Source organism: Flavobacterium sp. 1355, assembly GCF_017833415.1.
Taxonomy (GTDB): domain Bacteria; phylum Bacteroidota; class Bacteroidia; order Flavobacteriales; family Flavobacteriaceae; genus Flavobacterium.
On the sequence record NZ_JAFICC010000002.1, the window covers coordinates 402,306 to 415,225 of the forward strand.

13 protein-coding genes are annotated in these 12,920 nt (G+C 34.2%); 2 read left to right on the plus strand and 11 right to left on the minus strand.

Going from position 1 to position 12,920, the window contains the following annotated elements:
- Positions 1-12 precede the first annotated feature (12 nt).
- Together JOD96_RS04155 and JOD96_RS04160 are read right to left on the minus strand one after the other, a co-directional pair.
- On the minus strand, positions 13-360 hold the full coding sequence (locus JOD96_RS04155; protein WP_209563002.1) for a hypothetical protein: 348 nt from the start codon (positions 358-360) through the stop codon (positions 13-15).
- Positions 357-1,883 carry a carbon-nitrogen hydrolase family protein gene (locus tag JOD96_RS04160; RefSeq protein WP_209563003.1) on the minus strand — a complete coding sequence of 509 codons (1,527 nt, stop codon included), beginning with the start codon at positions 1,881-1,883 and terminating at the stop codon, positions 357-359. Before JOD96_RS04160 ends, JOD96_RS04155 begins: the two co-directional genes overlap by 4 nt.
- 178 nt (positions 1,884-2,061) lie before the next feature.
- Between JOD96_RS04160 and JOD96_RS04165 the strand changes: the two genes are divergently transcribed.
- Positions 2,062-2,391, plus strand: a complete 330-nt coding sequence (locus tag JOD96_RS04165) for a single-stranded DNA-binding protein (RefSeq protein WP_209563004.1) — start codon at positions 2,062-2,064, stop codon at positions 2,389-2,391.
- 70 nt (positions 2,392-2,461) lie between these two features.
- Here JOD96_RS04165 and JOD96_RS04170 read toward each other — a convergent pair whose 3' ends face one another.
- The 9 genes from JOD96_RS04170 to metG all read right to left on the minus strand — a co-directional run bounded on the left by JOD96_RS04170 (position 2,462) and on the right by metG (position 12,145).
- Positions 2,462-3,151 (minus strand): DUF2461 domain-containing protein, encoded by a 690-nt coding sequence (locus tag JOD96_RS04170; RefSeq protein WP_209563005.1) that lies wholly within the window; start codon positions 3,149-3,151, stop codon positions 2,462-2,464.
- Positions 3,152-3,493: 342 nt separating this feature from the next.
- A complete protein-coding gene (locus JOD96_RS04175; protein ID WP_209563006.1) occupies positions 3,494-4,012 on the minus strand; it encodes a ferritin in 519 nt (172 codons plus the stop codon).
- 202 nt (positions 4,013-4,214) lie between these two features.
- Positions 4,215-5,348: an OmpA family protein gene (locus JOD96_RS04180; RefSeq protein WP_209563007.1), complete on the minus strand. Its 1,134-nt coding sequence runs from the start codon at positions 5,346-5,348 to the stop codon at positions 4,215-4,217.
- Between the two features lie 176 nt (positions 5,349-5,524).
- On the minus strand, positions 5,525-6,868 hold the full coding sequence (locus JOD96_RS04185) for a hypothetical protein (protein ID WP_209563008.1): 1,344 nt from the start codon (positions 6,866-6,868) through the stop codon (positions 5,525-5,527).
- A gap of 46 nt (positions 6,869-6,914) precedes the next feature.
- Positions 6,915-7,544 (minus strand): chloramphenicol acetyltransferase, encoded by a 630-nt coding sequence (locus tag JOD96_RS04190; protein ID WP_209563009.1) that lies wholly within the window; start codon positions 7,542-7,544, stop codon positions 6,915-6,917.
- Entirely contained in the window at positions 7,544-8,251 is a 708-nt protein-coding gene (locus tag JOD96_RS04195) for an HAD family hydrolase (protein ID WP_209563010.1), read from the minus strand. Before JOD96_RS04195 ends, JOD96_RS04190 begins: the two co-directional genes overlap by 1 nt.
- Positions 8,252-8,422: 171 nt before the next feature.
- The gene (locus tag JOD96_RS04200) at positions 8,423-9,307 is read right to left on the minus strand and encodes a DMT family transporter (protein ID WP_209563011.1); all 885 of its coding nucleotides are present in this window, start codon (positions 9,305-9,307) and stop codon (positions 8,423-8,425) included.
- 193 nt (positions 9,308-9,500) lie between these two features.
- Positions 9,501-9,776, minus strand: a complete 276-nt coding sequence (locus JOD96_RS04205) for a hypothetical protein (RefSeq protein ID WP_209563012.1) — start codon at positions 9,774-9,776, stop codon at positions 9,501-9,503.
- Between the two features lie 314 nt (positions 9,777-10,090).
- On the minus strand, positions 10,091-12,145 hold the full coding sequence (metG, locus tag JOD96_RS04210) for a methionine--tRNA ligase (RefSeq protein ID WP_209563013.1): 2,055 nt from the start codon (positions 12,143-12,145) through the stop codon (positions 10,091-10,093).
- Positions 12,146-12,531: 386 nt separating this feature from the next.
- Here metG and JOD96_RS04215 point away from each other — a divergent pair, with 386 nt between their 5' ends.
- Positions 12,532-12,759 carry a CDGSH iron-sulfur domain-containing protein gene (locus tag JOD96_RS04215; RefSeq protein ID WP_209563014.1) on the plus strand — a complete coding sequence of 76 codons (228 nt, stop codon included), beginning with the start codon at positions 12,532-12,534 and terminating at the stop codon, positions 12,757-12,759.
- The last annotated feature ends 161 nt before the right edge of the window (positions 12,760-12,920 follow it).

The following is a 12,920-nucleotide window of genomic DNA, read 5'->3' on the forward strand; positions in this document are numbered from 1 at the left end:
AGCCGAAATATACTAAATTTCTTTTTTCACAAGCATAAAATAATCATTGTCCAAAGACCGGTATCCCTGGTCGTAAAGGAAATAATAAGTGTTGCCTGTTTTGGTCTGCAAAATATTAGTAAAAAAATCAAAATCAAAGCCTTTGTTGACCATTTTTTCTCGTGTTGCCTTTGATTTTCCTTCCGTATTCAGCTCAGACAAAATACGGTAATTTTTGCGTAATTTATTATTTACATTTCGCATGAAATTATTGCTGTCCTTATTTATTTTGTTGTTGTAGGCGTTTCTGCAGCTGTCCGAACAGAACTTTTTATCTTCACGGCCTACAATTTTTTCTGCACACTCAAGGCATGTTTTCATTTCTCTATTTTTTTAACTTCATACAAATCATTTCTTCTGTCTTTGAGGATACGCACGCTTCCATGCTCGTGAAGATGTTTAAGTAAATTCAAATCCACATCAACGATCAGAGTCATTTCAGTATTTGGAGTTGCTTCTGCTTTTATCCCATTACTAGGAAAAGCAAAATCTGATGGTGTAAAAACGGAAGCTTGTGCATACTGAATGTCCATGTTATTCACTTTTGGCAAATTGCCCACACAACCCGCAATAGCAACATAGCATTCATTTTCTATAGCTCTTGCCTGAGAACAATGTTTTACACGCGTATAAGCATTTTGGGTATCTGTCAGAAACGGAACAAAGAGAATGTTCATCCCTTCGTTTGCCATAATTCGTGAAAGTTCCGGGAATTCGACATCATAACAAATCAGAATTCCGATTTTGCCACAATCAGTATCAAAGGTCTTAAATTCAGAGCCACCTTTCATTCCCCAATGTTGAACTTCGTTGGGAGTTACATGTATTTTGGTATACATTTCAGAAGTTCCGTCTCTTTTGCATAAAAAACCAACATTGTATAGATTATTGTTTTCCAAATAAGGCATGCTTCCGGTAATGATATTGATATTGTACGATATAGCAAATTCCTGAAAGCGTTTTCTAATTGGTTCAGAATATCGGGCAAGTTCTCTAATGGCTTCAGCTTCTGATAAATGGTTGTAATCTGCCATTAAAGGTGCTATAAAAAGTTCCGGAAACAAGGCAAAGTCACTTCCATAACCAGAAACCACATCAATAAAAAATTCAGCTTGCTCGAACAGCGCTTCAATATTATTAAGCTGGCGCATCTGCCATTGGATTAATCCTAAGCGTATAACACTTTTTTGATTAATAAGTGACGGACTATCATCATAATACACATTGTTCCATTCTAACAGAACAGCAAATTCCTTAGATTCTTCATCACCTTCCAAATAATTTTTGATGATTCGTAAAACGTGGAAATCGTTACTTAACTGAAAAGAAAGTACGGGATCATGTAATTCTTTATGTTTTACCTTATCAATATAAGTTCTTGGAGTAATTCTTTTAGCATGTTGTGCATAATTCGGAATTCTCCCTGCAAAGACTATCGCTTTGAGGTTTAATTGCTCGCAAAGTTCTTTCCTGGCATCGTATAAACGACGTCCGAGACGTAAACCGCGATAGTGAGGATGAATAAATACATCTATACCATATAAAATTTCTCCGTTTGGATTGTGGGTTGAAAAAGTATAATTTCCAACGACCTGATTATAATTATGTTTTTTATCGACAAATTTCTCATCGACAATTAAAGACAATGCAGACCCTACTACGATTCCGTCAACCAATATAACAAACTGACCTTCCGGAAATATAGAAAGTAATTTTTTGATGTCATTTGATCTCCAGTAAGAGTTGGCCATTTCCGGATATGATTCGACCATTGAGTTTTTTAATTGCTTGTAATCGTCAAATTCCAGATTACGTAATTCGACTTTATTGATTTGTGCCTGCATATATTTGTAAGATTTATCTCAAATATACAAAAAAGATTTCCCATTTACAAACGCTTACAAGTAATTACAATCGAAAGTAAATAGTTTGTAACCGCATATTTTTAGATTACTCCGCATCTTTGCCAAGTCGAATTTGATAAACAAATTCATTTTATAACCATTTAAATAAATATATGCCATGAATGCAATGAAAAACAGAGTACAATTAATCGGAAATGTAGGGAACGAACCAGAAATCAAAACCTTAGACAACGGAAGAAAACTGGCTCATATAACTATCGCCACAAACGAAAGATATACTAATGATAAAGGAGAGAAGGTGGAACAAACAGAATGGCACCGTGTTACAGCCTGGGGAAAAACGGCTGAGATTATCGAAAAGTATGTTGTAAAAGGAAAAGAAGTCGCAATAGATGGAAAACTAACACACAGGAGTTATGATAAAAACGGAGAAAAGAGATTTATTACAGAAGTTGTTGTAAATGAAATTTTGCTGCTGAGTAAATAGATTTCATTTGATTAGTAAGTCCGACAGGTTTTTAAACCTGTCGGACTTTATTTTCCGGTAACTGATCGTTTTACAAAATCGAAGCACCATTGATATCAGTAGTAAGTACTTCACTCATATAATCAAAAAAAGGCCTCATATCTTTAAATGCATTTAAGGCTTGTTCCAGAAAAAGCGGGCTCAATACTTCATCATCTGTAAATTTTTTTATGACTAAAAATTGTTTGAAACGAAGCAAATCAATAGCAGGATGATTTACATCAAAACCTTTTGGAGCTGTTTTGAGCTGTTCGCCCTGCAAAGTTCCAAAGCTGTTGACAAAAGATTTTGAGTTCAATATTTTTTCAAAGGTTTCAGGATCATGAGCAAATTCTGCTCTTATTCTTTTTAAATCTCCAGCATTTGGACCCCAAAAACCGCCGGCAAAAAAACTATTTCCTTTTTCTAAATGAAAATAATATCCACCTCGTCTTGCTGCTGTTGCGCGCGTGTAGCTGCCTCCCCAAAAAGTCTTAAAAGGGGTTTTGTCTTTTGAAAAACGAATGTCCCGATAAATGCGGTAAACGCTTTTTTTTCCTGTAGCCGTTTCCAGAACATCGGTTTTTGATAATTCCTGCAGCAGGGCTCCGGCAAAAGTTTCAATATCATTTAATTCGACCAGATATTTTGACTTATTTTCTTCAAACCAGATCTTGTTATTATTTTCTTTAAGCTTAGATAAAAACTCGAGACTGGATTTAGGTATAATTGGGTGTTTCATAATTTTTTTAATTGTAAAAGCTGCATTTTAAATAAAAACCCACCTGATTTCTCGGTGGGTTTTCTATATGGGTTTTATGCCGTTTTTTTGAATAAATCAAACATAGGACAGCGTGAGCAGCGCTTTTTTTCGCTTTTCTTATATTTCTCACAGCAAGAAGATTTACAGTTTTCAATCTTCTTAATTTTGTCAAGGATTTCCTTTTTTTTCTTTTTATCCTTTTTTTTGTCTTTGTCCTTAACTTTATCTTTCTTGCTCACAGTTGATCTCAATTATAAAACTGAGACAAATATAAAACGAATAAAGTTATTTTTATGTATTCTAAATAAACTTTAACTATTTTTATTTTGGATTAATAGCAATAGAACTTGTAACAGTTAATTGCTGAATATCACGATCAAACAAGTAAAGTCCACCTTTATCTTCACCAATCAGGTTAATTTTATCAAGGATAGATTTTGCTGTCGCCTCTTCTTCAATTTGTTCAGATACATACCATTGCAAGAAATTGTGTGTAGCGTAATCTTTTTCAGAAAAAGTGATGTGTACTAGCTCATTGATAGATTCTGATACAAAAATTTCATGCTTATAAAGTTCTTCAAACATTTCTTTGAATGTAGAATAGGTAATTCTTGGGGCTTTAAGATCTGTAATTTGTGCATGTCCGCCGCGCTCGTTTACATACTTTACTAATTTAAGCATGTGTGCACGTTCTTCGTCTGACTGTGTATACATAAATTGAGCGATTCCTTCCAATCCGTGTACTTCTGCCCAACAAGCCATTGATAAATAAGTTTGTGATGACTCAGCTTCAATTCTGATTTGCTTGTTTAATGCTGCTTCTATATTTTTTGATAACATAATCTTGAGTTTTTTGTAAAGTTAAAAAAAATTAAGGAATTAAGACTTCAGTTATCTGCTATTGTAAGCAATTCAGATTCAGACTAAATACAATGAAAATAGCCAAAATGTACTTTCCGTTAGAAAAATCACGTGGTTTTTGACAACAAAAAAGCCCTGAAAGAAATTCCTTCAGGGCAATTTTCATTAAAAAAACTGTAAACTATTTTACTCTAAAAGTAACTCTGCGAGCTAATCTTCTAGCTTCTTCAGAATCTTTTGCGATAGATGTATCAGCTCCCTCAGCCACAACATTTATTCTTGAAGATGCAATACCAGCTTTTTCTAAGATGGTTTTTACATTGTTTGCTCTTGCAAGAGATAATTTTTGATTGTACTCTGATTTTCCAACCTGATCAGCATATCCTAACAAATCAACAGATGAAGATGGATTGTTTTTTAAGTAAGTTAAAACAACATCTAAAGCTGCAGTAGATGTTTCAGCAGGAGTTGACTTGTTGAAGTCAAAATAAACGCTGAAATACTTGTCGTTGATCATGTTTTTAATTAGATCTTTTTCAGCAGGTGCAGGAGCGGCAACTTGTTTTTCTACAACAGCTGGTTTTCTGTCACCTATTGTTTTAATCTGATTTTCAAGATCGGCAATTTTGTTGTCATATGCTGCAAGATCAAGATTCTCAGAAATTACAGTCCAGTCAGCATGTTTAGTGTTTTTACCTAAATAAACATTTAATCCAACAGTACCATTAAAAATTAATCCAGAGTAACCTCTGTTTTGAGGTAGGTAAGCTCCGTCAAATGCACGATCTTGCGATGCATTAAAGATTGTAGAGAAATCTCCAGTTAAAGCAAGTCTGTTTGATAATTTTATTTGTCCGGTTACACCAGCAATAAAGTTACCCATTTCGTCTGCTCCTCTAAAATTGTCATTTCTTAATTGAGAGTAACCAAAACCAGCATGTCCTAATAATCCAATAGTATTAGTCCATGTTTCAAAATTCATGATACGCCCTAAGTTAGCAACAGCTTGTAAATCTACTCTGTAGTATTTTGAATCAAAATCTAAAGAGTTGTTTTTACTAGTTAAACTGTTATAACCGAAATCAGCTTTTAAACCGAATTTGTTATTGAACATGTAACGTACTCCTAAATCGCCAACCCACGGACTTGGGGTACTTGTAAAGTAACCGTCTGAAAATGGTTTTTGAGGTTTGTTTACACCAGCAGCAAATTCTATAGACCATTTATTAAAATTGTCAGAAGCTGTTTTCTCGCTTTGTGCATTTACGTTTGCAAATGCAAGTGAAAACATTAATAAACTTGCGAATTTTTTCATTTTTTTTAAAATTTAAATTTTCGCAAACCAACAATTATTTGAAGGTTTTTTCTTCCACTTTAAGCCATAAATATAACAGAATAAGACAAGTGCATTAAGATAAATACTACAATAAAACAACTGATTGAAAATGAGTGTCTTAGAAAATAAGCAATTTGTTTATTATTTTTAAAGATTTAATCATATCCGTCAGTAAACTTACGCATCGTGTATTGTTTCGTCTTTGTATCGAAATATCCTAAGATGAAATGATCTTTAAATTTCATTATATTTTCCAGAGAAACTTCTTTGTGGCTGTCCATGAATAAATAAATTTTATCTAAGGCAAGCGGCTGCTGTTCTTCTGTAGTAAACTCTAATGCTTTGTTCCAGATTGTTTCAAAAAAAATGCTTTTTGTCATTGTGATTGGATAAAATCCATCAAAACCCTGATCTATTAGCTGTTGTCCTCCAATGGTAATAAAAAGATTTTTTTTGCTTTTAAAAACGGATACGCCAATATCTGAAGAAGATAACTGCTGTAGAAATTTAGCTGTGTTTTTTAATTCTGTGGGTTTAAAATTATCTCTTTGAATCAATAATGGAGAATTTTTAAAGCGAATAGTGTCGTTTTTTGAAACCGTAATACTTTTCATCACGGTTTCAGAATCGAGTTTTTTTACATCCAGCAAAAGTTCATATGCATTTGTATTAACCTGAAAGAGTTTGTTTTCATGATAGTAAGAGTTAGAAGATTTGCTAACTTTTTTACTAACCGGCTGCAAAAAATTTTGCTCTTTTATTTGAAGATTGCTAAGGTTTATGTCAAACAATTGCGTTTTTTTCAGGCTGTGGTCCAAAGTCAAAATTAACCGGTTGCTTAACAAGTACAATTTAGTTTTGCCAACGACTTTCGACAATGGGTTATATTCACCCGGTTCCATTTTCTCAATAGGATAATCCTTAAGAATCTGATTAAAAGACTTTGGCTGTGTTTTTCTGTCCTGAAACTTAAAAGAAGTAAAATCAAGTATTTTTTCCTCAACAATTCCGTTTTTAAAGACGTAAAGAATAAGCGCAGGTGCAGATTTGTGTTGTGTCAGCAGATTAAAAGTATTGTCTTTTTGAAATGAAGTCACAATAAACTCACTGGAAACAGCATATTCAAATTTTAAGGCTTTTGATGTTTTGGTTTCAAAATAATATTTGACAATTATAATATCTTTTGATATTTCTGAATACCAATATAAAGTGGGATTCCCGTCTTCGCTGAAACTATACCCCATCAGCGATCTGTTTTTATATTCTACCTGACCGGTAAACTGATCTGTAAGGAATAAGGCACTATTATACTTTAAAATGGTGAAATTTTCCTGAGATGTTATAAAAGCAATAACTTCATGAGTTACTGTGTTTTCAAAGTTTAAAATCTGATCAGATTCTTTTGGGTTTTTAATGTCTAACGGATAAGTAGTAACTATTGTCTGACCCAAGAGGACAGAATTGTAAATTACGGCTAAAAACAGAAATATTTTCCTCATATTTTTTAAAGAATAAAATCAATCAAAATTAGCGCCCGAATTCTGTTTACGAATTCATCAGTTCCTGAAAGCAATCTACAAACTGGCCTAAATGTAAACCATCCATCAGGCCGTGGTGTACAAAAACAGCCATTGAAATAGTTCTTTTTCCGGTTTCACCTGTAACCATTTTTCCGAAAGAAATTTTAGGACAGCTATCGGGATACGTAAAACTACGCGCATGTGTAAGCGATGTAAAATTTAGCCACGGAATTGCAGAAAAGTGAATAACATTATCGTCATTAAATTCTCTTGTAAAAAGTCCGGTAGTGTTTTGAATACGTTCAATTTCTGCTGAAGCATTTTGTTCAAAAATCTTCAAATCAGGATTGTATTCAATCAATGAAAATCCAAAAGTACCATCTTCCCTCCCAATCGTTGCCGAAGCATCGACACGATTATTGATATAAATTTTATCTTCTGAAATTCTGTACTTAAAATTTTCAATCGTATTTACAGCAACCAACGTTTTATGCAAATAATAGATAAAAAAAGAAACATTCAGGCTTTTTGCTGTTTGATACGCTTTTGTACAATCAATTTCTATTGTTGCTCCAAAAAAAGGCTCTTCCATTTGTCTGAAATGAGCAAAATGTTCTTTTCTGTTCCAGTTTTCTAAATCTAAAAGTGTTTTCATTACGTTAAATTATGGATCACTTCTGTGATTTTTTCAAATGAACTAAAATGTTCATGTTCTACTTTATGACTAATTTTTTCGTGTTCCCAAGTAGTGTGAAATGGAATATGAACAGCATAACCTCCAATTCCTAAAACCGGTAAAACATCTGATTTTAAAGAATTTCCAATCATTAAAAATTCATCAGGCTGAATGTCCAGACGACCAATGAGTTTTTGATAATCAATTTCCTGTTTGTCTGACATCACTTCGATATGGTGAAAATAATGACCCAATCCTGAACGATGCAGTTTGCTGTGCTGATCTTTTAAATCACCTTTTGTCGCAACAACCAATTTGTATTTTCCGTGCAAAGCCTGAAGTGTTTCTTCGATACCGTCAAGAAGTTCGATTGGTTTTTCTAGTAATTCCTTTCCATACTGAATGATTTTTTCAATTACTTCGACCGGAATTGTATTATTTGAAATATTCATTGCAGCTTCAATCATAGAAAGAATATATCCTTTGATTCCGTAGCCATAAAGCGGTAAATTTTCGATTTCTATTTTGAATAATTCCTGAGAAATACCCTGATGTGAAAGATAATCTTCCATCAAGGCACAGAATTTATGCTCGGTTTCCTGAAAATAAGGTTCATTTACAAATAAGGTGTCATCTGCATCAAATGCAATTACTTTAAGATTTGGAATTTTGCTTTTATGTAACATAATGTTTTTGTTTCAAGTTTGAGGTTTTTGCCACGAATTTCACGAATCTTCACTAATTTTTAAAGATAAGATTATTTATTTTAGAATAAATCTGCCCAATCTGCTCAATCTGCGTGAGAATATTTGCCACCGAATTTCACGAATTATTTATGCAATCGACGAGCCAAAATTTTATTTAGAAAACAGTTGCTTTAGAGAAATCGTCTTATCATAAAAAGTAATTCTGATTCCGAAAAGTAAAATGATGCCGCCAAAAACCATTTGTAAAGTTATTCGTTCTTCTAAAAACAACCAAGCTAATATTGAAGTAATTACAGCCTGACTTAATAAACTTAACGAAACTCTTGTGGCGCGCATGTGTTGTGTGGCATAACTAATCGAGAGCCAGGCACACAATTGGCAAATTACAGCCTGTAGCAATAGGACAAACCAACCGGTATTTGAAAATCCGGTAAAGGGTTCGTTTAGTAAATAACAAAGGATTCCCAGATAAATACTTGAAGCAAGTAAACTGATAGTCATAAACGACAAAACATCAACCTGAGATAAAACATTTTTGCCGACCAGAAGATATATCGAGTACAGAATTCCTGATAAAACTGCGAAGAGAAAAGCCTGATTGAAATTCAATTCGATAAAAAAACCGAAACCTACCAATGTTACCATACCCAATAAGGCAACTAGAGTTCCAATCCAGAAATTGATTGCCGGTTTTGATTTTAAAAATAAAAATGAGCCAATTCCAACCCAAAGTGGTGACAAATTCGTCAGCAACGAAGCCTGAGTCGCGCTTGAATCCTGAATGGCGATATTCCAAACTGCAACATCTGAGGCAAATAAAATACCGCAAAGCATAGCCAAAAGCAAGAATTTTGTTTTTGGGAGTTTGAAGTTTTTCGTCAAAATTACATATGGTAAAAGTAAAATGAAAGCAAAAAACATTCGATAAAAAGCAGAAATTAATCCTGGGGCTAGTTTCAGTTTAACCAATATAGGGAAGATAGAAATACAAAGTATTCCGCATATTAAGGCTAATCTTGGTTTGGTGAGTTTCATAGGATAACAAATGTCTTATTTTTTCTCTTATTTAAAAAGAAATATAGGCCAACAAGAGATAAAATGTGCCTAATGACACAACTGCAGATTTTAATTTTTGATTCGTTTCCTGCAAGGTTTTTTTAACCTTGTAGGTATGCAATATATCTAAAAAACCTGCAAGGTTGAATAAACCTTACAGGAATTATTAATACTACGCATTCATGATTTTCTTGCAGGCATTATTAATTTCCAGATCAGAAAAAGAACCAATCGTATCTGCCAACATTTTACTTGTCCTGATACAACTTATCATTTTGATTCTAAAATCTTGATAATCGCCCATTTCGGTTAGTAGAAGTGCCTCAAATATTTCGGACAAATACTCTGGTTGATCTCTAAAATCATCTTCAAACCAAAGGTCTGAAAGAAATTTTGCCATTGCTGTCAATACAGCCGTTTCTGGTGTTTTTTGATTTTCTGTTTGCATATTAGAAAATATTAGATACACGAATACCACGCTTAAGGTGTGCAAACATTCCAAGGAATAATTTTAGGCGGTTTCCCGTTCCCTTCACCATGACGTGGTATACGCTTATGTTAACTTAAATAAGTTTAAGGATTTCTCCTTGGTAGTAATGTTTGCAAGACAAACGTACAACTAAAAAATTAAAGTATGTAAGAAAAATACTTTTGTTTTTTCCTGCAAGGTTTTTTTCAACCTTGTAGGTATTCCAATATATTTAAACCTACAAGGTTGAAAAAAACCTTGCAGGAGACTGAGTACAAAAAATAATAAAAGGATTAATTTACCGTTTCGCCATTCGGAGCATCAGCATCCGGATTGATGAAGACTAATTTTCCTTCGGCATTTGTTGTCATCAAAATCATTCCCTGACTTTCAACTCCGCGCAAAGCTCTTGGAGCTAAATTTGCTAATACAGAAACACGTTTTCCGATAATTTCTTCCGGCGAAAAGCTTTCAGCAATTCCAGAAACAATAGTACGAACGTCAATTCCGGTATCTACTTTAAGAACCAGAAGTTTGTTTGCTTTTGGCATTTTCTCAGCCTCAAGAATAGTTCCTACACGAATGTCCACTTTAGCGAAATCTTCAAACTGAATTAACTCTTTTTGTGGTTCCGGTTGTTTGTTTTCTGCAAGATTAGCGGTTTTTGTAGCTTCCAATTTATCTATTTGTTTTTGTATTTCTTCGTCTTCAATTTTAGCGAAAAGCAATTCTGCTTCACCAATTTTATGTTCCTGCGGAAACAAATTCCAATCCTGAAAATCCAAATTCCAACTTAAGTTGTCGATGTTTAGAATTTTAGAAAGTTTTTTTGCAGTAAAAGGTAAAAACGGTTCGGCCAAAACGCTTAAAGCAGCCGCAATTTGCAATGCCACATACATTTGAGTTTTTACACGTTCCGGATTGTCTTTCATTACTTTCCAAGGCTCTTCATCAGCAAGATATTTATTTCCTAAACGTGCTACATTCATCAATTCGCCCAAAGCTTCACGGAACCTGTAACGTTCTACCGAACTGGAAATCACGGCCGGATACGCTTTTAATTCGGCTAACGTTTGTTCGTCAACTTCTGAAAATTCGTTTGGTGCCGGAATAATTCCTTCGTAATATTTGTTGGTTAAAACCACAACACGATTAATGAAATTTCCAAAAATAGCAACCAATTCGTTGTTGTTTCTAGCCTGAAAATCTTTCCAGGTAAAATCGTTATCTTTTGTTTCCGGTGCGTTTGATGTTAAAGCATAACGCAAAACGTCTTGTTTCTCCGGAAATTCTTCTAAATATTCGTGTAACCAGACTGCCCAGTTTTTAGAAGTTGAAAGTTTATTTCCTTCCAGATTCAAAAACTCATTTGCAGGTACATTGTCCGGTAAAATGTAGCTTCCTTCGGCTTTTAGCATCGCAGGGAAAATGATGCAGTGAAAAACAATATTATCTTTCCCGATAAAGTGAACCAGTTTCGTTTCTTCATCTTTCCAGTACGGTTCCCAGTCTTTTCCTTCGCGCGCCGCCCATTCTTTGGTAGACGAAATATACCCGATAGGCGCATCAAACCAAACATATAGTTTTTTGCCTTCGGCACCTTCAACCGGAACATCAATTCCCCAGTCAAGATCACGCGTTACCGCACGAGGTTCTAATCCACCATCAACCCATGATTTAACTTGTCCGTAAACATTAGGTTTCCAGTCGCTTTTATGTCCGACTAAAATCCATTCTGTAAGGAAATCAGTATATCTGTCTAAAGGTAAAAACCAGTGCTTTGTTGATTTTAAAATTGGAGTTTCTCCTGTAATCGTAGATTTTGGGTTAATTAAATCCGTTGCATTCAAAGTCGATCCGCATTTTTCGCACTGATCGCCGTACGCTTCCGGGTTGTCGCATTTTGGGCAAGTTCCTACTACAAAACGATCTGCCAAAAACTGATCTGCTTTTGCATCATACAATTGTTCTGTTACTTCTTCAATAAAATCACCGTTATCGTACAAAGTTCTGAAGAATTCCTGAGCCGTATCATGATGAATTTTAGCCGAAGTACGAGAATAATTATCAAATGAAATTCCGAAATCAGCAAATGATTTTCTTATAATTCCATCATATTTATCAATAACTTCTTGTGGGGTAACTCCTTCTTTTTTGGCTTTCATAGAAATTGCAACACCATGTTCATCGCTTCCGCAGATAAATGCAACATCTTTTCCTTGTAATCTTAAATATCTCGAATAAATATCTGCAGGCACGTAAACCCCAGCCAAATGCCCAATATGAATAGGTCCGTTGGTGTAAGGTAAAGCTGCCGTAATAGTATATCTCTTTGGATTTTGTATCATAACTCAATTTTATTGAGTGCAAAAATAAGCAATAGAATTGAGATTTTGTTATTGTACGGAGATTCGCAGAGATTTTCGCAGCGATTAGTTGAATTTTTTTAATCTCGCAAAGTCGCAAAGTCGCGAAGTTTTAAATTAATGCCACAGATTAAAGGATTAAAAGGATTTTTTAATTAATCTGCTCCATCTGCTGAATCTGCGTGAAACAAAAACTTTGCGAGATTCTTTTAAGGCAATCAAATAAAAAAACTTAGCGTATCTCTGCGAAACCTTCGTGCATCTCGTGAAACAACTCCATAAAATAGAACCAGTTTAAACTACGTTTGAGACTCACAAATAAGGATATATTTTGCAACCTTTGCCCTGAAAAAAACAAAAACAATCTTATGAGCAAGACAAAACTTATCATCAATAAAAACGGATCTATAAAAATCGAAGGTGATTTTGAAATCATGGATTCAGAAGGAACAGTTTACGGACTACATGGTAGATCTGCACTAGGCCTTTGCCGTTGCGGATTATCTGCAAACAAACCTTTCTGCGATGGAGGACACCGTAATAATTTTGAACACGATTCTATTGCGTTTGACTTACCACCTATGAAAACGAATTAAGAAATCGGTTTTCTGACTTCAATAAAAAAGCTGCATTCTTTGATGCAGCTTTTTTTTTATAATTTCTGTCTAGTCCTGAAATAGCGATACACAAAAAGTATCATTATGGAAAAAGATCAAGAATTACGCTATATAAAGCGTACACAAAAAGACTACACTAT